Raw genomic sequence first — 22,738 nt, forward strand, 5'->3', positions numbered from 1 at the left:
TGTCAGTCACGGCAAAAAATATCCCGTGTATATACTTTATCTTTCACGTCATCAAGACATTCATCATATCTGTTAGCAATAATTACATCGCAGCCCTCTTTGAAAGAAGCCAGATCATTTACTACATGACTGCTGAAAAATGTACTCCCATTCTCCAGTGCGGGCTCATAAATAATCACTGTAACGCCTTTTGCCTTCAAACGTTTCATGACTCCCTGGATACTGCTCTGGCGGAAGTTGTCACTGTTGCTTTTCATAGTAAGACGGTAGACGCCAATAACACAGGATTTTTCTTTGCCAGCAGCAAAATCGCCCCGGTTATAAGAATCATAGAATCCCGCTTTTTCCAATACTCTTTCTGCTATAAAATCTTTTCTTGTCCGATTGCTTTCTACAATAGCTTCAATCAGATTTTCCGGTACGTCTGCATAGTTTGCTAACAGCTGTTTTGTATCCTTAGGCAGACAATATCCGCCATAACCGAAACTGGGATTATTATAATGGCTTCCGATCCTTGGATCTAAGCAAACCCCCTGAATAATTTGTCTTGTATCCAACCCTTTCATTTCTGCATAAGTATCCAGTTCATTAAAATAGGCGACTCGTAAAGCTAGATAAGTATTAGCAAACAGTTTTACTGCTTCGGCTTCTGTAAAGCCCATAATCAGCGTTTCTACATTTTCTTTTATCGCACCCTCCTGTAGTAATTTAGCAAAATTATTTGCCACCTGCACAAGATGTTTATCAGCGAAATCTGTTCCAACAATAATACGACTGGGATACAGGTTATCATATAAAGCCTTGGATTCACGCAGAAATTCCGGACTAAATAAGATATTCTTATTCTGAAAATTTTTGCGTATAGTTTTAGTATAACCAACAGGAATTGTAGATTTAATTACAATAATTGCATCCGGGTTATAAGACATAACTGATTTAATGGCCGATTCGACAGCAGATGTATCAAAATGTTGTGTTTTGCTATCGTAATTTGTAGGTGTAGCAATGACAACATATTCTGCATCGGAATATGCTTCTTTTTCATCTAATGTTGCTATCAAATTTAGCCTTTTTTCTTTTAGGTATTTTTCTATATAGTCATCCTGAATTGGAGATTGTCTATTATTTATTAGTTCAACTTTTTCCGGTATGATATCAACGGCATAGACTGTATGATGTTGTGCCAACAGTGTTGCGATTGACAGCCCAACATATCCCGTTCCGGCAACTGCAATTTTCATACTTCTTATTCTCCTTTTTTCACCATGTATCTCCGATAAGGGCCGATTATCCAACATCTCCATCACCTCATATCCACATAACGGATAATTGCTGATTATCCAACATTTACACCACGTAAATGTCTCTTGATGCCGGATAATTACGGATTATCCCTTGCCTTTTCCTCTTTTTATTGACACCATCCCCATCCCGGTGTTATCATAGACCACGAAAACGTATGTTATTTGAGTTGTTAGAGTAATCAGGCATGAAGGAGACGCTGCATTTTACAAGGTAATAAAATTCCTCAGAGAAGAGGGGGAGCTTTATTACCTTTTTCTTTTAGCGGAACATTCAAAAAGGAGGATAAATAAGAATGTGTGGAATTGTTGGATATGTAGGCGAGGAGCCGGCTGCACCGATCCTGCTCAAGGGGCTGGAGAAACTGGAGTACAGAGGATATGATTCTGCCGGAATCGCAGTGCGCAACGAGGAGACCGGCAAGATTGAGATTGTCAAGGCGAAGGGAAGGCTGAAGATCCTGTCCGAGAAGACGGACGGCGGGGCAGCAGTGCCGGGAACCTGCGGTATCGGACACACCCGCTGGGCGACACACGGGGAGCCGTCGGAGACGAATGCCCATCCCCATTGCACGGACGACAGGTCTGTAGTGCTGGTGCACAACGGAATTATTGAAAACTATCAGGAACTCAAGGAAAAGCTTCAGAAATCAGGCTATACTTTCTATTCCCAGACAGATACGGAGATCGCCGTAAAGCTGGTGGATTATTATTATAAGAAGACAGGCAGTCCGCTTGAGGCGCTGACCCGGTCCATGCTGAGAATCCGTGGTTCCTATGCGTTTGGCGTGATGTTCCATGACTATCCGGGCAAACTTTATGCAGCCCGCAAGGACAGTCCTCTTATTATAGGAAAGAGTAAGACCGGCTGTCTGATCGCGTCGGATGTTCCGGCGATTCTGGACCGGACGAGAAATGTTTACTACATCGGTAATCTGGAGATTGCGGAGCTTTCCAGGGATGAGATTCATTTCTACAACCTGGACAGGGAAGAGATTGAAAAAGAAGTTGTCAAGATCAAGTGGGATGCTGAGTCTGCGGAAAAAGGCGGGTACGAGCATTTCATGCTCAAAGAGATCCACGAGCAGCCGAGAGCGGTTCAGGATACGGTTGGCGCATATGTGAAAGAGGGCAGGATTTCTTTCGGTGAGAGCGGACTTACGGATGAAGTTCTCAAAGGACTGGACCGCATTTATATAGTAGCCTGCGGTTCTGCATATCATGTGGGAATGGTTGGGAAATATGTTCTGGAGGATCTGGCGGATATTCCGGTAGAAGTGGATCTGGCGTCCGAGTTCCGTTACCGCAACCCGAAACTTGTGCCGAATTCCATGGTGATTATTGTTTCCCAGTCCGGTGAGACAGCGGACAGCCTGGCGGCGCTGCGCCTGACGAAGGAGCGGGGGATTCCGGTTCTGGGCATTGTGAATGTTCTCGGTTCCAGTATTGCCCGTGAGAGCGATTATATCATGTATACCTATGCGGGACCGGAGATTTCCGTGGCCACGACAAAGGCGTACAGCGCCCAGCTGATCGCGGTTTATCTTTTGGCCATCCAGATGGCTTTTGTCAAAGGGCTGATCGATGAGAAACGTTACGGGGAGCTGCTGGCGGAGCTTGGCAGGCTGCCGGAGAAGATTCAGAAGACGCTGGATGATAAAGACAGAATCCAGTGGTTTGCAAGTAAATATGCCAATGCAAAGGACATTTTCTTTATCGGAAGAGGAATCGATTACGCCATCAGTCTTGAGGGAAGTCTGAAGATGAAGGAGATCAGCTATATCCATTCGGAGGCATATGCAGCCGGAGAACTCAAGCACGGCACGATCAGCCTGATCGAGGACGGCACTCTTGTAGTCGGAGTTGTGACGCAGAAAGCGCTTTTTGAGAAGACCATCAGCAACATGGTGGAGGTGAAGAGCCGCGGCGCCTATCTGATGGGGCTGACCCTCTATGGAAATTATAATATTGAAGATACGGCAGATTTTTCGGTTTATGTTCCGAAGACGGAGCAGTATTTTACAACCAGTCTGGCCATCATTCCGCTGCAGCTTATGGGATACTATGTGAGTGTGGCGAAGGGGCTGGATGTGGATAAGCCGAGGAACCTGGCAAAATCGGTTACCGTAGAGTGACTTTGCTGCAAAATAGTTTAAAAGGCAGCAGATTATATCAGAAAAATCCGGACAGAAGCCGGGGGAAATGCCATGGGCAGTCCTCCGTTCTGTCCGGATTTTTTCTCATTCCTTTTTGTATTTTTTCTCCGGTTATTTTCTGAAATTTTCCGAAATATGTGAGAAGAGCATTGAAAACCGCGCAAATACGGCGTTTTCTCATTTTACACAGATTTAACATTCTTCTGATTTTACATTTAACATTTCTCTTTTATTATGAATACCGTGATGAAAACACAAGGAAGAAAACAAAAGACGAACACAAAGTAATCTGATTTTGAAGAAGGAGATTATGAACAATGAAAATGAAAAAGTTTATCGCAGTTTTATCGATCGCAAGTATGATGGCAGTTGCTGCTACGGCATGTGGCTCCAGTGATGCAGACACAACAGGAGATGGAACAACAAACGAGGGAACAACAGGCGGAGACGAGAGCACAGGTTCTGAATGGGATGCTTCCAGTACGATCTCTGTAGTTTCCCGTGAGGAAGGTTCCGGAACAAGAGGAGCTTTCACAGAGCTGTTTGGTGTTGTAGATGAGAACGACAACGATATGACAACACTGGATGCACAGACAACAAACAGCACGTCTGTTATGATGACAACAGTATCCGGAAACGAATATGCAATCGGTTATGTTTCTCTTGGTTCTCTGGATCCGAGCATGGTAAAGGCTGTAAGCATTGACGGTGCGGAAGCAACAGCAGAGAACATTGAGAACGGTACATACCAGGTATCCAGACCGTTCAATGTAGCAGTAAAACCGGATCTTGACAATGCAGTTGCTACAGATTTCATGGCGTTCATCATGAGCACAGAGGGACAGGAAGTTGTAGCAGAAGAAGGATATATCCCGGTATCTGATGTAACGGCATATGCAGGAAGCGCTCCGTCAGGAAGCTGTGTAGTGGGCGGATCTTCTTCCGTATCTCCGCTGATGGAGAAGCTGGTTGAGGCATACGGCGCAGTAAACCCGAACGCAAGCATTGAGCTCCAGACATCTGACTCTACAACAGGTATGACATCTACGATCGAGGGAAGCTATGACATCGGTATGGCATCCAGAGAGCTGAAAGAAGACGAGGCTGCACAGCTTACAGGTACAGTAATTGCTACAGATGGTATTGCAGTAATCGTTAACCAGAACAACCCGACAGATGATCTGACAGTTGATCAGGTGAAATCCATCTACCTTGGAGATGTTACAACCTGGGATGCAATCTAATCAGATCCGGGCAGACTGAGGATAAAGTGCAGATTTAATTTTATGAGCCGGGCAGATATGTGGCATGTCTTCCCGGCTCATTAGGAGGAAAAGATGAAATCAAAAGCATGGACTGAAAAATTCATGCAGGGAGTGTTTTTCATAGCGGCATGCGCGTCTGTGCTTGCGGTGGCACTCATTTGCATCTTCCTGTTTGCAAATGGTATCCCTGCGATGAGAGAAATTGGGTTTGTTAAATTTATTACGGGTCAGGTCTGGCGTCCCAACAGTGAACAGTTCGGAATCCTGCCCATGATCGTGGGAAGCCTTTACGTGACTGCAGGAGCGATCATCTTCGGAGTTCCGATCGGAATCCTGTCTTCGGTATTCATGGCAATGTACTGTCCGAAGCAGATCTACAAGCCGCTGAAAGCAGCGACCGAGCTTCTTGCAGGTATTCCTTCCGTTATTTACGGTTTCTTCGGCCTTGTGGTTGTAGTGCCGCTGATCAGGGATTTTGGAAAAATGCTGCATGATGCAGGCATCGTAAAGACGGCGGGAGACGGAAACAGTATCCTGACTGCGTCCCTGATCCTTGGTATGATGATCCTGCCGACGATTATCGGAACGACAGAGAGCGCCATGCGCGCGGTTCCGTCACACTATTATGAAGGATCCCTTGCTCTGGGAGCAACGAAAGAGAGAAGTATCTTCCGCGTGATCATCCCGGCGGCAAAATCCGGTGTGATCGCAGGAATCGTCCTTGGAATCGGACGTGCCATCGGTGAGACCATGGCTGTGATCATGATTGTCGGAAATCAGCCGCGTGTGACGACAAGTATTCTGCAGGGTATCCGTACTCTGACAGGAAACATCGTAATTGAGATGGGATATGCGACGGGGCTTCACCGTGAGGCGCTGATTGCGACAGGCGTTGTTCTCTTCGTATTTATCCTGATCATCAACTTCAGTGTTGCATTGTTAAAGAGGGGGGCAGATCATGAGTAATAAGACAACAATCGGTGATAAGTTCAAAACTTATCTGAAGCATCCGGGTTCATTGATCGTGATGCTGCTCGTAATGCTGGCGGCAATTATCACATTTGCCGTACTGATTTTCCTGATTGCCTATATCCTGATCAACGGAGTGCCGCACCTGACGCCGTCTCTGTTCTCCCTGACATACAGTTCAGAGAACGCGTCTGTGGTTCCCGCGCTGGTCAATACGATCGTAATGACATTATTATCACTGCTGATTGCGGTCCCGTTTGGTATTTTCTCGGCGATCTTCCTTGTGGAGTATGCAAAGCGGGGCAATAAGTTCATCGAAGTGATCCGTCTGACGACAGAGACGCTTTCCGGTATCCCGTCCATCGTATACGGCCTGTTCGGTATGCTGTTCTTCGTCAATGCGCTCGATTGGGGATTCTCCATCCTTGCAGGTGCATTTACCATGGCGATCATGATCCTTCCGCTTGTCATGAGAACAACGGAGGAGGCGCTGAAAGCTGTTCCGGACTCTTACCGTGAGGGAAGCTTCGGACTCGGCGCCGGCAAACTGCGTACCGTATTCCGCATCGTGCTTCCGTCCGCAATCCCGGGCGTTCTGGCAGGTGTGATCCTCGCCATCGGACGTATTGTAGGTGAGACGGCAGCCCTTATGTACACTTCCGGCACAGTAGCCCAGATCCCGGACAGCATTATGGGATCCGGCCGTACTCTGGCGCTTCACATGTATGTGCTCTCCAGCGAGGGACTTTACATGGATCAGGCTTACGCGACTGCGGTAATTCTGCTTGTTCTGGTGGTTGGTATCAATGCCCTGTCAAGCTTTATTGCAAGGAAACTTACGAAAGCGTAAAATGTGAAAAAACTGTGAACAGGGACGTAGTCAAATTCAATTTTACTACGTCCCCAATCAAGAAAGGGAAAGGATATGTCAAAGATAAGTATCAAGAATCTTGATTTATATTATGGGGATTTTAAAGCCCTTAAAAATGTAAATCTTGAGATCGAAGCGAACAAAATCACCGCTTTTATCGGGCCTTCCGGATGCGGTAAATCAACTCTTTTAAAGTCCATCAACCGTATGAATGACCTTGTCGAGGGCTGCCGCATTGACGGTGAGATCCTTCTGGACGGACAGAATATATTCAAGGGCATGGATGTAAATATGTTAAGAAAGCGCGTAGGAATGGTATTCCAGAAACCGAATCCGTTCCCGATGAGCATCTATGACAATATCGCATACGGCCCGAGGACCCACGGAATCCACTCCAAGGCAAAACTGGACGATATTGTTGAGAAATCCCTCCGCAGCGCGGCAATCTGGGATGAGTGCAAGGACCGTCTCAAGACGAGCGCGCTGGGAATGTCCGGCGGGCAGCAGCAGAGACTCTGCATAGCGAGAGCGCTGGCTGTAGAACCGGAAGTCCTTCTGATGGATGAGCCTACATCTGCGCTTGACCCGATTTCGACTTCCAAGATCGAAGATCTTGCTATGGAACTGAAAAAAGACTATACTATTGTCATGGTAACGCATAACATGCAGCAGGCAGTGCGTGTGTCTGATAATACGGCATTCTTCCTCCTGGGTGAGGTTGTAGAATACAATGATACGGAGAAATTATTCTCCATACCGTCTGACAAGAGGACAGAAGATTATATTACAGGGAGGTTTGGTTAAAATGCGTAACAGGTTTGATGAACAGTTGCATCGTCTGGATGAGCAGCTTACACAGATGGGAGAGTTTTGCGAGACAGCAATCGCAAAAGTAACACAGGCTTTGAAAGACGGAAGCATTGAACAGGCGAAGATCATCATCGAAGAGGATGAGGAGATCGACCAGCTCGAGAAGGATATCGAGAGACTCTGCCTGAAGCTTCTTCTTCAGCAGCAGCCGGTGGCAAAGGATCTGAGAAGAATTTCCGCGGCGCTGAAGATGATTACTGATATGGAGCGGATCGGAGACCAGACTTCTGATATTGCCGAGATTATCATTTCCTCAGGCGGAGTTGCGGCGACAGACGAGATCCATGTGATCGGAACCATGGCTTCCGAGGTCAGCAAGATGGTCCGCAACAGCGTGACTGCTTATGTGCAGAGAGACCTTGAGCTTGCCCGCAGCGTAATGAAAGCGGATGATGCGATTGACGCTTACTTCGAGGAAGTCCGTGATGAGATGATTACCTTTATCAAGGAAGAAAAAGGTGAGAACGGCAAGCGGATCTTCGATCTGATCATGGTTACGAAGTATCTGGAGAGAATCGGCGACCATGCGACAAATATCGCGGAATGGGTGGAATTTTCCATTACCGGAGTTCATAAAGACAGTGCAGTGATACATGAAGGCTGATGAAAAAGGAGAAGTTGAAAGATGATATATTGCGTAGAAGATGACGACAACATCCGTGAACTTGTAATATATACATTGGAGACGACCGGATTCAAGGCAAAAGGGTTCGCAGACGGTTCTGCTTTTATGGAGGCTTTGGCGTTTGATACGCCAGAGCTTATTTTACTTGATATCATGCTCCCGGGAGATGACGGGCTTGAGCTCCTGAAGAAGCTGAAATCGTCGCAGAAGACAAAGAGTATTCCGGTTATCATGGTTACGGCGAAAGGCTCGGAGTACGACAAGGTTGTGGGCCTGGATTCCGGTGCAGATGATTATGTGACCAAGCCTTTCGGAATGATGGAACTGGTCTCAAGGATCAAGGCCGTCCTGAGAAGAAGCGGCAAGGTGGAAGACCGGATGGACATGGATGTGGCGGGCGTTCATGTGAATGTAAAAAAGCATGAGGTGACGGTGGACGGCAGGGAAGTTTGCCTGACACTCAAAGAGTTTGAGCTGTTGGAAAAGCTGATGAGAAATCAGGGAATCGTGCTGACCAGAGACCAGCTCCTCACGGAAATCTGGGGATATGACTTCGACGGGGAGACCCGGACTGTGGATGTGCATATCCGTACCCTGCGTCAGAAACTCGGTGACCGGGGTGAGATTATACAGACCGTGCGCGGTGTTGGTTACCGTGTAGGGGGAGATGTATGAAAAAGAAGATTCAGAGAAGCATGATGATCATTCTGCTGATCACTTTTGTACTGTTTTATGCGATCCTGGCTCTGATCCTCTACAACAGGAATCTGAATGTCCTGCAGGGGGAGGTGCGCCAGGAGGCGCGCTATATTCAGACTGCGGTGAATATGTCCGGAACCGGTTATCTGGAACAGTTGGATGAGGTGGACAAAGGTACCAGAATTACACTGGTGTCGGAGGATGGGGACGTTCTGTACGACACAGATGAGAACGGCGGTGACATGGAGAACCATGCTTCCCGGCAGGAGGTGGCGGAAGCTTTCCGGACGGGGCAGGGAGAGGATGTGCGCATGTCCGATACGCTGGGGGAAGAGTTTTACTATTATGCGCTGCTCCTGGATGACGGCTGTGTCCTGCGCGTGGCAAAGACGATGGACGGACTTGCAAGAACTGCTCTCAACGTCCTTCCGGTAATGGGTATCCTCGCTGTTGTCATGGTTATTTTTGCCATGCTTCTTGCGGGATGGCAGACAAAACGGCTGATCCGCCCGATCAATGAACTGGATCTGGAACATCCGCTGGACAATGCTGTTTATGAGGAGCTTACTCCTCTTCTCGTGGCAATGGACAGACAGAATAAGGAGAAGGAAGCGGTCTCCAATATGCGCAAGGAGTTTTCCGCAAATGTCTCCCACGAACTGAAAACCCCTCTCACATCGATCTCCGGATATGCGGAGATCATGAAGAACGGAATGGTTCGGCCGGCGGACATTCCGCTGTTCTCCGAGAGAATTTACAAGGAGGCGCGCAGGCTGATCACGCTGGTTGAGGACATCATCAAGCTTTCCAAACTGGATGAGGAGTCTGTGGAACTTGAAAAAGAGGATGTGGATCTCTTTGAGCTGACCCGTGAGATTGTGAGCCGCCTTGCACCCCAGGCTTCTCAGAAACGGGTGAGGATGGAACTGACCGGAGAGCCGGTGAAATACTACGGCATCCGCCAGATCCTGGACGAAATGATCTACAATGTCTGCGAAAATGCAGTCAAGTATAACAATGACGGCGGCAGAGTATCCATCTGGGTGGGAAATACTCTGGAAGGCCCCAAGGTGAGCGTGTCCGATACCGGAATCGGAATCCCGAAGGAACATCACGAGCGTATTTTCGAGCGGTTCTACCGGGTGGACAAGAGCCACTCCAAAGAGCGCGGCGGCACTGGGCTGGGACTTTCAATTGTGAAGCACGGCGCGCTACTCCACGGAGCGAAAGTCAGCGTGGACAGCACGCCGGGAAAAGGAACCCGGATTGAGATGCAGTTTCCGGTTCGAAAATGATAAAAGATGCCTGAGATATGAAGCGGACAGGTATATGAAAGATGTGTGGGCCGTCAGGCACGCATGGAAAAAGCGGCTGCAGGAATTCCTGCAGCCGCTTTTTCCATGCGTGCTTTGAGTGTCTTCCGGCAGGAGCTTTCTTTCCTGATCAATCAGAGCCGGAAACGGGAACACGGCGCTCCAGAAGCGAACGGTTGCGGTACTGCAGGGGGGTGATTCCGTATTTTTTCTTAAATACATTCTGGAAATAGGACTGGCTGGAAAACGAGAGGTATGAACTGATCTCCCCCAGTGACTTATCTGAATACGTCAGCAGGCTTTTGGCTTCTTCCAGCTTGTACCGCATGATAAAATGGCTGATGTCAAATCCCAGTTCTTTCTTAAATTTTGCAGTAAGATAGGAACGGCTCCTGCCGATATATTCCGCCACGTCACTGACCCGGACCGGTTCGTTGATATGGTGCGCGATGAACTGGATGCACTGGAAGATCTCCGGGGACATACCCTGGGGGATCTTGGTCTGGCTTACCCGTTCCGCGAAATCGATAATCATGGCATAGGACAGAGAGGAGATGTGGGCAATATCCTGGGAACGCTCACATTCCTGGATGTAGAGGTCGGATAGGTTGTATGCCTGTTCCACATCCATTCCTCCAATCACCGCGCTTCGAGTCACAAGCGTAGTGGTGGTGATGAAGATATTCTTCTCCTGGCGCAGCGTGTTGTCTGCCATCACTCCCTGGTGAAGGATAGCAGATTCTGCGAGCAGTTTTCTTAAGTTCAGGACATCGCCGTTCTGGATCAGACTGGAAAGCTGCTGCTCAAAACGGTATGTATTGTGGAGCTGCTGCGTCTCCCGTGCGTTGATCACATGGTCGGAATGTGCATTGGAGATTGAAGCGATGATTCCGGTATCCTCAAGACCAAAATGGGTGCCAGCATTAATCTCTTCATCGTTCAGCGCAAAATGGGCCAGGGCAAGCGTCTGGACAAAACGGGAAACAGGATACAGGGGAATCGCGGAGAGGATCGCGGCGAGCTCGTCTCTTGCGTCCGGGCTGACCGCCCATTCAAGCATGAAGCTGTGGAGTACGGAATCCGACACGGGCGTACTGAAAACCGGACCGAGTATGACGACTGTTTTCTGACTGCTGACATATATGCTGCCGAAATGGCAGAGCGACTGGGCGAAGTAATAGTCCGGATTCTTCTTCAGACGTGTTCCGGGGAAAAGATATTTGATAAAGATAGACTGGTCATAAGGAATCTCCGGAAAAGAACTGGACGATTCATCAGGAATGTGATAACAGCTTACCGGGATTCCTGTGGAAAGGTAAAACAGGCGGCAGAATGCCGGAATATCTTTAATCATAGCAGCCTCCTCAAATCTGTTCTGCGTCAATACAGTCTTTTTACATGTATTCTTACGATCCCATTATAAATATAATCTTATTATAAACGATGGTTTTCTGAACGGCAAGTTAAAATTACAATATATAATTCAAAATTACAATACACATAAATACCCTTGTGGTAGTATGAACACAACAGGAAACTGGATTAAACAAAAAGGAGGACATGAAAGTGAAAAAGAGAACACAGAGAATCATGGCAATGCTGCTCGGCGCAGCACTGGTCGCGGGAACTCTCGCAGGCTGCGGTGCAAAAGGCGGCAGCGGATCAAATGATGTGGAGGACATCAATACCGTCGGAAAATCCACAGAGTTTACCTACATGGTAAATACTGCGATTCCGGAAGGCATTTACGACAACTATGGGGACAACCCGGTTGCGGCCTACTGGACAAGCCTGGAATGGGATGCAGACGGAGACGGAGAGGGTACGACGCTTGACGTCGAATTCTGGGCGCCGACTGCAGGCTCAGAGAGCGACTATGTAAATACTTTGATTTCCACAGGAGAGTATCCGGACATAATGCCGCTGACTTTTGCAAGTGAAGGCGCGACTGAGATGTATGACGAGGGCATGGTTATTGACCTGACCGAGTTCGTCGAAAAGTATATGCCGAACTATATGGCGTTTGTGGAAGAGCATCCGGAAATTATGTTTACGAACCGTGTGGACGGGGAAGATAAATATATTCAGCTTTATTATGTCAACGAAGATGTCTCCAAGAATCCCTGGGGCGGTCTGATGTACCGCCGCGACTGGATCGTAAATTACGGCACGAATCCCCAGACCGGCGAGCCGTTCAGCGGTGAGTGGGCAGACGGCGAATGGGTGGACGACGTGGTATTCCCGTCAGGCGGCACAGATCCGGTCTATATCAGTGACTGGGAGTGGATGCTGGATATCTTTGCGAAAGCGATAGAAGCCCAGGGAATGACAGACGGATATGCGGTGCAGCTTCCGTATCAGGGCGTCCATCAGACAGGAGATCTTGCCTCCGGATTTAATACCGGCGTATTTTTCCGGTACGGAGACGACGGAATGGCGGAGTGCTCCTCGACTTCCGATGGAATGCGCGCGTATGTGGAATGTATGACGAACTGGTTCAGCAACGGCTGGATCGATCCCCACTTTGCAGAGCGCGCATCAGATATGTTCTACATGATTGATATGGCATCCATCTACAGCGGCCAGGTCGGGGCGTGGTACGGGCTGACATCCCAGCTTCTGAACGGACTTGTAGGGGACGGCTCCAACCCGTGGACGGCAAACGCGGTTGTTTATGCGGCGGCATCACCGATCAACGATGTATACGGTGATGAGAGCGTACAGAACCATGAGCCGGATCTGTTCTATCAGGATTCCCTGATTCCGCAGGCGTTTGTAATAACTGACAAGGCGGCGGACAAAGATATCGCAACCCTGCTGACAGCGATCGATTACTTCTACTCCGAAGAGGGATCGACGATCTTCTCCTTCGGCCTGAGCCAGGAGATGCTTGATGAGGGAGTGCCGGGATCTGAAAACTATCAATACGGCGATGATCTGGACAGAGCAACCTATACAGTTGCGGACGACGGTACAATCGTAACAGACGAAGCGCTGATAAGTACATCCAACAACGGTGAGGTGGCAAGCGGCGTCAGAATGGTCGGCATGGGCAGAATGAACGGTATTGACCGTGGTTTCAGCCAGACGAAGCAGCACTGCATTGACGAGTGGGTGAAATATACGAGTTCAAGAGGCTTCCTGCTCGATGTGAGCGGACAACTGAGCCCGGATGACCTGAGCAAATACAATGCATACAATACAAATGCCGGCACTACGATTGCACAGTGGATTCCGCAGTTCATCATGGGAACTTACGATGTGATGGACGATGCCGACTGGCAGCTGTATGAGGACGAGATTCAGGCACTGAACCCGGATGAGGTAATTGAGGCTCTCGATGGCGTCCTGGAGTGGAAGAACTGACAGTTATCTTGATATGGAGAGATGAATATGGCAAGGAGAAAAAGAGAAAGGGATATTTCAGATCACCAGCTGGCGAAGAAAGCGTCCTGGAAGAAGGATTTTAAGAAGAACAAAGTTATCTATCTTTTGTTCCTGCCGATCGTGGTGTATCTGTTTATCTTCAATTACATACCTATGACCGGCCTTCTGATGGCTTTTGAAGACTATTCGGTACGTCTGGGCTGGTTCCAGAGCGAGTGGGTAGGTCTGGATAACTTTGTCCGCCTGTTTTCTGGAAGCGCGTTTTTAACCGCTTTCCGAAATACGGCTGTTATGGCGGTGCTCAACCTGGTGCTGGGCTTCTTCCCGCCGATCATACTGGCGATCCTGTTCTCGGAGTGCAGATGGATTCCGTTTAAACGGCTCGCACAGCTGATTTCCTACATCCCGAATTTTATTTCCACCGTGGTTGTCTGCAACCTGGTACAGCAGTTTGTGGACAGCGATGGAGCGGTTACGCTGGTGCTCAATAAACTGTTCGGACTGCCGGTACAGAACTGGCTTGCGGATTCGCAGATCCCGGTTTTCTGGATCATATACGCTCTGATGAATATCTGGATCGGCATGGGCTGGGGCTCGATCATCCAGTCCACCACCATAGCGAATATTAACGGGGAACTGATGGAGGCAGCAGCCCTGGACGGGGCGAACCGCTGGCAGAGGGTGAAGAATATCGTGATCCCGGCACTGCTCCCGGTCTGTATGATGATGCTTACCCTTTCCGTCGGAACTGCCCTGATGGTGGGATGGGATAAAGTCCTGATCCTTTACATGCCTTCCACGTATTCTGTGTCCGATGTGCTTCATACATACACATACCGTATGGCGTTCGGCTCCCAGATCGATTACGGGCTTGCCACAGCTTCCGGTCTGTTCCAGTCTGTGCTCGGAACAATCCTGCTGTTGGTGTCCAACAAGCTGAATAAGACCGTATCCGGACATGCATTATATTAAGGAGGAAGCGGAAAATGACGAAAAGAGAAGAACGTAAGCTGGAACGTCAGATGCGTAAGATCGAGGAAGCGAACAACAAGCCGTCCATGGTCGTGCATCCGGGAATCGGAGGAACCATTGCGGACGTGCTGATCGCCCTTGTGCTGGGCGCTGTTGCCCTGATCTGTATTATCCCCCTCTGGCATGTATTCATGGCGTCCATTTCCGACGGCTATGCGCTGCTGAGTCACAAAGGCGCGGTGTGGGCGCCGGTCGGGGAAGCCACGCTGGCAGGCTATAAACTGCTGTTTGAAGATCCGTCCATTATTATGGGCTATCTCAATACAATTATCTATGTAGTGGGCGGTACGCTGCTCGGACTGGTGATGAATATCTTTGCAGGTTATATCCTGAGCCGCCCCACAAAACTTCGCAGCGCGATGATTCTGTTCTGTGTGTTCACCACCATGTTTAACGGCGGGACCGTACCGACTTACATGGTCATCCGTGCGCTCGGCATGACAGGGACAAGATGGTCTCTGATCATCCCCGCATGTACCAATGCGATCTTCATGCTGCTGATGATGAATTCCTTCTCCCAGGTGGACAAGTCCTATGTGGAGGCTGCGGAGATCGACGGCGCGGGACACTTTTCCATTATGTTCCGGGTGATGTGGCCCCAGTGTAAAGGAATGGCGCTCGTAACCGCGGTCAATACCGCGATCCTGAAGTGGAACGCATGGTTCGAAGCGTCCATCTATATACCGAATAACAAGGAACTCTGGCCACTGCAGCTCTGGGTTAAGAGCTTTACGGCAAGCGCGGAAGAATTTTTGAAATCAACGAATCCGAACTATGACAAGAACCTGATTCAGTATGCGGTGATTGTCGCTGCTACGGCGCCGATCCTGATCGCTTTCCCGTTCTTTATCAAGAAGCTGGAGAAAGGTATGGTTCTCGGAGGCGTGAAGGGATAATTAATCGGAACATTTATCAGATCATGAATCAGACAACCGGAGGAAAATATGAAAACAGAAAAAGACATAAAAGATCTGGTCTCCCGGATGACACTGGAGGAAAAAGCAGGGCTTTGTTCCGGACTGGACTTCTGGCGCACAAAGGAAGCAGAGCGCCTGGGAATCCCGTCGGTTAAGGTGTCCGACGGTCCCCACGGACTGCGCAAGCAGGACGAGGCGGCCGACCATCTGGGAATCAACGAGAGTATTAAGGCAGTATGTTTCCCGGCGGGCTGCGCGACGGCGTCCAGTTTTGACCGGGAACTGGTAAGGGAACTGGGAGAGACGATCGGAGAAGAGTGCCAGGCGGAGGACGTCAGTACTATTCTGGGACCTGCCATGAATATCAAGCGTTCCCCGCTGTGCGGGCGGAATTTTGAGTACTATTCCGAGGATCCGTTTGTGTCTTCCGAGATGGCGGGCGCGTTTGTAAACGGCGTTCAGAGTAAAAATGTCGGCACAAGTCCGAAGCACTTCATGGCGAATAACCAGGAGTACCACCGGATGACAAGCTCGTCCGAGATGGACGAGCGCACTATGCGGGAAATCTACCTGGCGTCCTTTGAAGGCATGGTGAAAAAGGAAAAGCCCTGGACGATTATGAATTCCTACAATAAGCTCAACGGCACCTATCTGTGCGAGAATAAAGAGATGCTCACAGACGTGCTCCGAAATGAGTGGGGATTCGACGGATATGTCATGACAGACTGGGGCGCGATGGACGACCGCGTGGAGTCCCTGAAGGCGGGCTGCAACCTGGAGATGCCGGGAAGCGGCGGCGGTACGGACCGGGAGATCGTCGAAGCGGTGAAAAACGGCACGCTCGACGAGGCGGTCCTTGACCGGAGCTGCGAGGAGTTCCTTAATATCGTTTTCCGATATGTGGAAAACCGGGATGAAACCGCCGTGTTCCATCATGAAAAAGACCATGAAACCGCGCGCAGGATTGAGGAAGAGTGTATGGTTCTTCTGAAAAACGAGGATCAGATCCTTCCCTTTCCGGCAGACAAAAAAGTGGCGTTTATCGGGAAATATGCGGAAGAACCGCGCTACCAGGGCGGCGGAAGCTCGCACATCAACAGTTTTAAGGTGGAATCCGCGCTGGATGCGGCGGGATTTCTTGAGAATGTAAAGAAAGAGAATATCGTCTACGCGAAAGGATTTGACGACGCGGAAGACAAAGCGGATGAAAAGCTTGTAAAGGAAGCGGTGGAGGCGGCTGCGGCTGCGGACGCGGCAGTTATCTTCGCCGGTCTTCCGGATAATTTCGAGTCCGAGGGCTATGACAGAAAGCATCTTAAGATGCCGGAATGCCAGAACGCGCTCATCGAAGCTGTGGCGGCGGTTCAGCCGGATACGGTGGTCGTCCTCCACAACGGCGCGCCGGTGGAGATGCCGTGGATCGGAAAGGTGAAAGCCGTACTGGAAGCTTATCTTGGCGGACAGGCTGTGGGCGGAGCGGTGGTAAATATCCTTTACGGAAACTCCAGTCCTTCCGGACGCCTGGCGGAGACTTTCCCGCTGAGGCTCCAGGATACCCCGTGTTACCTGAACTACGGCGGCGAGCACGACCATTCGGTTTACTCGGAGGGAGTGTTTGTCGGATACCGGTACTATACGTCAAAAGAGATGGAAGTGCTCTTCCCCTTCGGACACGGGCTTTCCTATACGTCGTTCGCTTATGATAATCTGAAGACAGACAGAAAAGAACTCAAAGAGAGTGAAACGCTGACAGTATCCGTGGATGTGACCAACACCGGGGCGCGCGCGGGCAAAGAAGTCGTACAGCTCTATGTCGCGCCGAAAGGCGGCACGGTTATCCGTCCGGTAAGGGAACTGAGGGCGTTTGACAAGATTGCCCTGGAACCGGGCGAGACGAAGACGGTGACATTTACTCTTGACAAGAGGGCATGGGCATACTGGAGTACGGAAATCCATGACTGGCATGTGGAGAGCGGGGAGTATGAGATTCAGATCGCGAAGAACGCGCAGGAGATCCTGCTTTCCGAACCGGTCCGCGTAGAGTCTGAGACGGTGATCCCGAAGGTGTTCACGCTTAATTCCACCATAGGAGAGATCATGGCAGACCCGAAGGGAAAAGCTGTGTTTGAACAGGCAGTAGGCGCGATGTCAGGCGGTTCCGCGCAGGAGATGAAAGACTCGCAGGAAGGAAACGGAGTTATCAACAGTGAGATGATGGCTGCCATGATGGAAGCGATGCCGCTGAGGCAGCTCATAAGCTTCGTCCCGGGCGTGACGAAGGAAGCGCTCGCTCCGCTTCTGGAAGCACTGAATATGTAAAAAACTGTATGACGGGTGCCGGGAAAAAGCTGACCGGCATAGCGGCAGGTATGATTTCGCAGGGAGTCATACCTGCCGTTTCATTTTAGATTTTAGTTTGCAAAACCGCTGTTTTGTGCTATGATATCTATAACACTGTCCGGAAAGGAGACCAATATGCTGATCGAAGTAGATTTTAACAGTGACGAGGCGATATATATTCAGCTCTGCAACCAGATTATCCTCGGGATCGCCACATCGGAGATACACGAGGGCGATTCCCTGCCGTCCGTGCGTCAGCTTGCGGAGTCCATCGGAATCAACATGCATACTGTGAACAAGGCCTACAGTGTCCTGAAGCGGGAGGGGTATATCAGCCTGGACAAGCGCCGGGGAGCTGTGATCGCGGTGGATATGGATAAGCTGGAGGCTCTGGAAGATATGAAGCGCCAGCTGAAACTGGTGCTTGCAAGAGGACACTGCAAGAATATTTCCAGACAGGAAGTGCATAATCTTGTGGATGAGATTTTCGATGATTATGTGTAGAATACCGGCGCAGATGCGCATGGGAAAGAAAATGATTTACAAAGAATAAATAATGTGACCAGGAGGGATTCATGAACCTATCATATACAAAACAGGCGGAGGCGGTTATCCGGTACGCCTCGAAAACGGCCCGGGAGATGAAGCATCCTTATATCGGAAGCGAACATCTTCTCCTCGGGCTCCGGGAAGAGTATACGGGAGTGGCAGGGCAGATCCTCGCCCAGAACGGCGTGGAGGAGGAGAAGATTCTTCATCTTATGGATGAGCTGATCGCGCCCTCCGGCGATGTGCTTGGGGGACAGAAGCCGCAGGAGAGCCCCAGGCTCCGCTACATTCTGGAGAACAGTGCAAGAGAGGCGCAGCGTCTCCACTCTTCCCAGATCGGGACGGAGCATCTGCTCCTGTCCATGATCCGCGATGTGGACTGCGTGGCAACAAAGATACTGATCACCCTGAGCATCAATCTGCAGAAGATTTTCCAGGATATTATGACTGCGGCAGGCGCAGATCCGAAGGAATACCAGGATGAACTGCAGGAGGATACAAGGGGCGGCACCATGATGGAACAGTTCTGCACGGATATGACTGCCCGTGCGGAGGAGGGAAAACTGGATCCCGTTGTGGGGAGAGAGAAGGAAATGTACCGTCTGATGCAGGTCCTGAGCCGGCGGACGAAAAATAATCCCTGTCTGGTCGGAGAACCGGGCGTCGGGAAGACTGCGGTAGTGGAAGGGCTGGCACAGCGCCTCGCTTCGGGGATCGTACCGGAGTCCATGAAAGGCAAAAGGATCTATACCCTGGATCTTCCGGGACTGATCGCCGGTTCAAAATACCGCGGGGAGTTTGAGGAGAGGATGAAAGGACTGATCTCCGAGGTGGAGTCCTGCGGCAATGTGATCCTGTCCCTGGATGAGATCCATACGATGATCGGAGCAGGAGGAGCGGAAGGCGCGATCGATGCCTCCAGTATCCTTAAACCTTCTCTGGCCAGAGGCGAACTCCAGCTGATCGGTGCTACGACGATCGCGGAGTACCGGAAATATATTGAGAAAGATGCGGCTCTGGAACGCCGCTTCCAGCCGGTGTCCGTGGAGGAGCCTACCAGGGAACAGTGTCTGGAGATCTTGAAAGGTCTGGAAGAAAAGTACCGGACTCACCACAGGGTGGAGATCAGTGAGGAAGCCCTGCGGGCAGCGGTTTATCTCTCTGAGCGCTACATTACAGACCGCAACCTTCCCGATAAGGCAATCGATGTACTGGATGAGGCGTGTTCCGCCGTAAGTCTGAGAGGATACCGTGTGCCGGAGCATCTGAGGGCGTTGGAAGATTCCTTTAAGGAACTGGCGGTACAGAAGGAGGATAGCATCCGTGCCGGTGATTTTGCGGAGGCTTCCATGATACAGAAGGAGCAGGATCTGGTTCGGGAAAAACTGGACGCCCTGAAAAAACGTTTCCACAAAAAGAGCGCATCTTCCCACCCTGTGGTTGGGGAGGAAGACATTGCGGAAGTTGTGTCTGCGTGGACGAAAGTGCCGGTTCAGAAGCTGGCGCAGAGTGATACGGAGCGCCTGAAAAAACTGGAGGCAGAGCTCCACCGGAGAGTCGTGGGGCAGGATGAGGCGGTCAGCGCCGTGGCTCGCGCAGTGAAGCGGGGAAGAGTCGGGCTCAAAGATCCCAGGCGGCCCATCGGATCCTTCCTTTTCCTGGGACCTACCGGCGTTGGAAAGACGGAACTTTCCAAAGCTCTGGCGGAGGCGCTTTTCGGAAGCGAAGAGTCCATGATCCGTGTGGACATGTCCGAATATATGGAGAAACATTCGGTTTCCAAGATGATCGGCTCGCCCCCGGGATATGTGGGACACGAGGAGGGCGGACAGCTCAGCGACCAGGTGAGGACCCATCCCTATTCGGTCGTGCTCTTTGACGAGATAGAGAAAGCCCATCCGGATGTGTTCAACATTCTCCTGCAGGTGCTGGATGACGGACACATTACGGATTCCCAGGGAAGAAAAGTGGATTTTTCCAATACGGTCATTATCATGACTTCCAACGCCGGGGCCAAGGCGATTGTTGATCCGAAGAAACTCGGGTTTGCCGTGAAGGAGAATCCGGCGGACGACTACAAGCGGATGAAGCAGAATGTGATGGATGAGGTGAAGCTGATCTTCCGCCCGGAATTCTTAAACCGGATCGACGAGATCATCGTGTTCCACTCTCTTGAGCGGACGCACTTAAAGAAGATCGTTTCCCTGATGTGCAGGGAGCTGACCCGCCGTCTGGAGGAGCAGATGAATATTCATCTTGTACTGAGGGAATCTGCAAAGAATCTGATTGCAGAGAAAGGTACGGATGCCAAATACGGAGCCAGGCCGCTTCGCAGGGCGCTGCAGACGGAACTCGAGGACAAACTTGCAGACGCGGTGCTGAACGGGGAGATCCGGGAAGGAGACCGCGTGGAAGTGGGTGCAGCCCATAAGGAACTGAAGTTTTTTGTGAGAAACGGGGACGAAACCGCGTAGAGATTTTTGCGGGAAAACGCATAAATGTTCCAGTAGAAAAAGCGGAAAATTTAGTATATAATAGCGGTAGCAGAGATATTCTGAAATACTTAGGAGGAAATTAAAAAATGGCAGCTGTGAAAGAATTATTGCGCGCAGAAAGTGACGGAACCTTGAGCTTTGGAGATTACACTCTTGCGTCCAAGACAAAGAAGGATGATTTTGAATTTGAGGGAGATATCTACAAGGTAAAGACATTTTCCGGCATTACAAAACTGGAGAAGAACGGAATGTTCGTCTATGAGTCCGTGCCGGGAAGTACGGTGGAGAATTTCCGCGAGACGGAGGACGAGGTCGCTTTTACCGTGTCTGCACCGGGAGACGTGCAGTTTACCCTGGAGCTTGAGCCGGAGAGTGAATACGAAGTGTTTATCGGAGGCAACTCTGCGGGTACGATGAATACGAACTTAAGCGGCAAGCTCAGCGTCAGCGTGGAGCTCGGAGCAGATCAGAGCACAGAGATTAAAGTTGCAAAATGCTGATCCGGAGAATACCGGTTTAAAAATAAGAACAGTCAGGGTGGATAGATTATCCACCCTGTTTTTACAGAGGAGGCCGGAATGGCAAAAGGGAAGAAAAGTATATTTTACTGTCAGAACTGCGGGCATGAGGAGTCAAAGTGGCTCGGACAGTGCCCCATGTGCAAGGAATGGAATACATTTGTGGAGGAGAAGGTCGGAGGAAGTGTGACCAAAGGTACTACGTCTTCTGCCCGGACTGTGCGGGAGGCAAAGGTGATTCCGCTGGTGGAAGTGACCGCGGACGACAACGCCAGATGCTGCACCGGGATAAAGGAACTGGACCGGGTGCTGGGCGGAGGAATCGTGCCGGGATCCCTGGTCCTTGTGGGCGGAGACCCGGGCATCGGCAAATCAACCCTGCTGCTCCAGGTCTGCCAGAGGCTTGCGGAGATGAAGAAGATCCTGTATATATCGGGAGAGGAATCTCAGGCGCAGATCCGTCTCCGGGCAAACCGGATGGGGACCTTTTCCTCCAATCTGCTGCTCCTGTGCGAGACGAATCTGGAGACGATCCGGGGTGTGATCGAGCATGAGAAGCCGGAGCTTGTGATTATTGATTCCATCCAGACTATGTACAGTGAGGAGGTGGCGTCCGCTCCCGGGAGTGTGTCCCAGGTACGGGAGTCCACCAATGTCTTCATGCAGCTGGCAAAGGGGCTGTGTATCCCCATTTTTATTGTCGGACATGTGACCAAGGAGGGGACCGTGGCGGGACCTCGGGTGCTGGAACATATGGTTGACACGGTCCTGTATTTCGAGGGAGACCGCCATGCATCGTACCGCATCTTAAGAGCAGTGAAGAACCGTTTCGGTTCCACAAATGAGATCGGGGTTTTTGAGATGAGGCAGGACGGACTTGCCGAGGTGGAAAATCCCTCCGAGTATATGCTCAGCGGAAAACCGGAGAATGCCTCCGGTTCTGTGGTTGCCTGCTCCATGGAAGGGACGCGTCCGATCCTTATTGAGATCCAGGCGCTTGTCTGCCACTCCAATTTCGGGATGCCCCGCCGGACCGCCGCCGGAACCGACTATAACCGGGTGAATCTTCTGATGGCAGTCCTGGAGAAAAGGCTGGGGATGTCTCTGGGAAACTGCGACGCCTATGTCAACATCGCAGGAGGAATCCGTATGAACGAGCCGGCCATTGACCTGGGAATCGTCATGGCGATTGTGTCCAGTTACCGCAACCGCCCCGTGGATGAGAAGACCATTGTATTCGGCGAGGTGGGATTAAGCGGTGAGGTCCGGGCGGTGAACATGCCGGAACAGCGGGTTGCAGAAGCGCGCAAGCTGGGATTTGAGACCTGTATTCTCCCGGAGGTGAGCATGAAGATGCTCCGGGATGTGAAGGGAATCAAACTGGTGGGCGTCAGGACGATTAACGATGTGATGGCGTATATTTAAGAAAAA

The 22,738-nt window shown here is 50.4% G+C and carries 18 protein-coding genes; 16 read left to right on the forward strand and 2 right to left on the reverse strand.

The genetic code is table 11. The features are described 5' to 3' along the window. Positions 1–2: 2 nt before the first annotated feature. On the reverse strand, positions 3–1,241 hold the full coding sequence (locus B5F07_RS02755; protein WP_087159737.1) for a nucleotide sugar dehydrogenase: 1,239 nt from the start codon (positions 1,239–1,241) through the stop codon (positions 3–5). Between the two features lie 356 nt (positions 1,242–1,597). Between B5F07_RS02755 and glmS the strand changes: the two genes are divergently transcribed. The 8 genes from glmS (at position 1,598) to B5F07_RS02800 (ending at position 10,051) form a co-directional block, all read left to right on the forward strand. Then, the gene (glmS, locus tag B5F07_RS02760; RefSeq protein ID WP_087159738.1) at positions 1,598–3,436 is read left to right on the forward strand and encodes a glutamine--fructose-6-phosphate transaminase (isomerizing); all 1,839 of its coding nucleotides are present in this window, start codon (positions 1,598–1,600) and stop codon (positions 3,434–3,436) included. A gap of 338 nt (positions 3,437–3,774) precedes the next feature. Beyond that, the gene (locus B5F07_RS02770; RefSeq protein ID WP_087159740.1) at positions 3,775–4,701 is read left to right on the forward strand and encodes a substrate-binding domain-containing protein; all 927 of its coding nucleotides are present in this window, start codon (positions 3,775–3,777) and stop codon (positions 4,699–4,701) included. 93 nt (positions 4,702–4,794) lie between these two features. Then, positions 4,795–5,688 (forward strand): phosphate ABC transporter permease subunit PstC, encoded by an 894-nt coding sequence (gene pstC / locus B5F07_RS02775; protein WP_087159741.1) that lies wholly within the window; start codon positions 4,795–4,797, stop codon positions 5,686–5,688. Continuing rightward, a complete protein-coding gene (gene pstA / locus B5F07_RS02780; RefSeq protein ID WP_087159742.1) occupies positions 5,681–6,541 on the forward strand; it encodes a phosphate ABC transporter permease PstA in 861 nt (286 codons plus the stop codon). Before pstC ends, pstA begins: the two co-directional genes overlap by 8 nt. A gap of 75 nt (positions 6,542–6,616) precedes the next feature. Further along, positions 6,617–7,366, forward strand: coding sequence for a phosphate ABC transporter ATP-binding protein PstB (pstB, locus tag B5F07_RS02785; protein ID WP_087159743.1), 750 nt, complete (start codon positions 6,617–6,619; stop codon positions 7,364–7,366). A 1-nt stretch (position 7,367) separates the two neighbouring features. Then, positions 7,368–8,036 (forward strand): phosphate signaling complex protein PhoU, encoded by a 669-nt coding sequence (gene phoU, locus B5F07_RS02790; RefSeq protein ID WP_087159744.1) that lies wholly within the window; start codon positions 7,368–7,370, stop codon positions 8,034–8,036. 21 nt (positions 8,037–8,057) lie between these two features. Continuing rightward, positions 8,058–8,732: a response regulator transcription factor gene (locus B5F07_RS02795; RefSeq protein WP_087159745.1), complete on the forward strand. Its 675-nt coding sequence runs from the start codon at positions 8,058–8,060 to the stop codon at positions 8,730–8,732. Beyond that, positions 8,729–10,051, forward strand: a complete 1,323-nt coding sequence (locus B5F07_RS02800) for a sensor histidine kinase (protein WP_087159746.1) — start codon at positions 8,729–8,731, stop codon at positions 10,049–10,051. The genes B5F07_RS02795 and B5F07_RS02800 overlap by 4 nt, the downstream gene beginning before the upstream one ends. 148 nt (positions 10,052–10,199) lie before the next feature. On the opposite strand, the gene B5F07_RS02805 is transcribed toward B5F07_RS02800, so the two are convergent. Then, positions 10,200–11,423, reverse strand: a complete 1,224-nt coding sequence (locus B5F07_RS02805; protein ID WP_087159747.1) for a helix-turn-helix domain-containing protein — start codon at positions 11,421–11,423, stop codon at positions 10,200–10,202. Between the two features lie 212 nt (positions 11,424–11,635). Here B5F07_RS02805 and B5F07_RS02810 point away from each other — a divergent pair, with 212 nt between their 5' ends. The 8 genes from B5F07_RS02810 to radA all read left to right on the forward strand — a co-directional run bounded on the left by B5F07_RS02810 (position 11,636) and on the right by radA (position 22,732). After that, entirely contained in the window at positions 11,636–13,435 is a 1,800-nt protein-coding gene (locus B5F07_RS02810; protein WP_140397972.1) for a hypothetical protein, read from the forward strand. Between the two features lie 27 nt (positions 13,436–13,462). Then, complete coding sequence (locus B5F07_RS02815) at positions 13,463–14,428, forward strand: ABC transporter permease (protein WP_162613039.1); 966 nt, start codon at positions 13,463–13,465, stop codon at positions 14,426–14,428. Positions 14,429–14,442: 14 nt separating this feature from the next. After that, on the forward strand, positions 14,443–15,384 hold the full coding sequence (locus B5F07_RS02820) for a carbohydrate ABC transporter permease (protein ID WP_087159750.1): 942 nt from the start codon (positions 14,443–14,445) through the stop codon (positions 15,382–15,384). Between the two features lie 48 nt (positions 15,385–15,432). Next, entirely contained in the window at positions 15,433–17,724 is a 2,292-nt protein-coding gene (locus tag B5F07_RS02825) for a glycoside hydrolase family 3 C-terminal domain-containing protein (RefSeq protein ID WP_087159751.1), read from the forward strand. A gap of 156 nt (positions 17,725–17,880) precedes the next feature. Beyond that, the gene (locus B5F07_RS02830) at positions 17,881–18,249 is read left to right on the forward strand and encodes a GntR family transcriptional regulator (RefSeq protein ID WP_087159752.1); all 369 of its coding nucleotides are present in this window, start codon (positions 17,881–17,883) and stop codon (positions 18,247–18,249) included. 71 nt (positions 18,250–18,320) lie between these two features. Then, positions 18,321–20,768, forward strand: a complete 2,448-nt coding sequence (locus B5F07_RS02835) for an ATP-dependent Clp protease ATP-binding subunit (RefSeq protein ID WP_087159753.1) — start codon at positions 18,321–18,323, stop codon at positions 20,766–20,768. A 107-nt stretch (positions 20,769–20,875) separates the two neighbouring features. Continuing rightward, positions 20,876–21,289, forward strand: a complete 414-nt coding sequence (locus B5F07_RS02840) for an endosialidase (protein ID WP_087159754.1) — start codon at positions 20,876–20,878, stop codon at positions 21,287–21,289. Between the two features lie 78 nt (positions 21,290–21,367). Continuing rightward, entirely contained in the window at positions 21,368–22,732 is a 1,365-nt protein-coding gene (gene radA / locus B5F07_RS02845) for a DNA repair protein RadA (RefSeq protein ID WP_087159755.1), read from the forward strand. The last annotated feature ends 6 nt before the right edge of the window (positions 22,733–22,738 follow it).

The organism is Lachnoclostridium sp. An169, assembly GCF_002160525.1.
Lineage (GTDB): Bacteria > Bacillota > Clostridia > Lachnospirales > Lachnospiraceae > Mediterraneibacter > Mediterraneibacter cottocaccae.

Bases quoted from the DNA above. Each gene is read 5' to 3' on its own strand.
- B5F07_RS02755 (WP_087159737.1), bottom strand. From the start codon at position 1,241: ATGAAAATTGCAGTTGCCGGAACGGGATATGTTGGGCTGTCAATCGCA.
- glmS (WP_087159738.1), top strand. From the start codon at position 1,598: ATGTGTGGAATTGTTGGATATGTAGGCGAGGAGCCGGCTGCACCGATC.
- B5F07_RS02770 (WP_087159740.1), top strand. From the start codon at position 3,775: ATGAAAATGAAAAAGTTTATCGCAGTTTTATCGATCGCAAGTATGATG.
- pstC (WP_087159741.1), top strand. From the start codon at position 4,795: ATGAAATCAAAAGCATGGACTGAAAAATTCATGCAGGGAGTGTTTTTC.
- pstA (WP_087159742.1), top strand. From the start codon at position 5,681: ATGAGTAATAAGACAACAATCGGTGATAAGTTCAAAACTTATCTGAAG.
- pstB (WP_087159743.1), top strand. From the start codon at position 6,617: ATGTCAAAGATAAGTATCAAGAATCTTGATTTATATTATGGGGATTTT.
- phoU (WP_087159744.1), top strand. From the start codon at position 7,368: ATGCGTAACAGGTTTGATGAACAGTTGCATCGTCTGGATGAGCAGCTT.
- B5F07_RS02795 (WP_087159745.1), top strand. From the start codon at position 8,058: ATGATATATTGCGTAGAAGATGACGACAACATCCGTGAACTTGTAATA.
- B5F07_RS02800 (WP_087159746.1), top strand. From the start codon at position 8,729: ATGAAAAAGAAGATTCAGAGAAGCATGATGATCATTCTGCTGATCACT.
- B5F07_RS02805 (WP_087159747.1), bottom strand. From the start codon at position 11,423: ATGATTAAAGATATTCCGGCATTCTGCCGCCTGTTTTACCTTTCCACA.
- B5F07_RS02815 (WP_162613039.1), top strand. From the start codon at position 13,463: ATGGCAAGGAGAAAAAGAGAAAGGGATATTTCAGATCACCAGCTGGCG.
- B5F07_RS02820 (WP_087159750.1), top strand. From the start codon at position 14,443: ATGACGAAAAGAGAAGAACGTAAGCTGGAACGTCAGATGCGTAAGATC.
- B5F07_RS02825 (WP_087159751.1), top strand. From the start codon at position 15,433: ATGAAAACAGAAAAAGACATAAAAGATCTGGTCTCCCGGATGACACTG.
- B5F07_RS02830 (WP_087159752.1), top strand. From the start codon at position 17,881: ATGCTGATCGAAGTAGATTTTAACAGTGACGAGGCGATATATATTCAG.
- B5F07_RS02835 (WP_087159753.1), top strand. From the start codon at position 18,321: ATGAACCTATCATATACAAAACAGGCGGAGGCGGTTATCCGGTACGCC.
- B5F07_RS02840 (WP_087159754.1), top strand. From the start codon at position 20,876: ATGGCAGCTGTGAAAGAATTATTGCGCGCAGAAAGTGACGGAACCTTG.
- radA (WP_087159755.1), top strand. From the start codon at position 21,368: ATGGCAAAAGGGAAGAAAAGTATATTTTACTGTCAGAACTGCGGGCAT.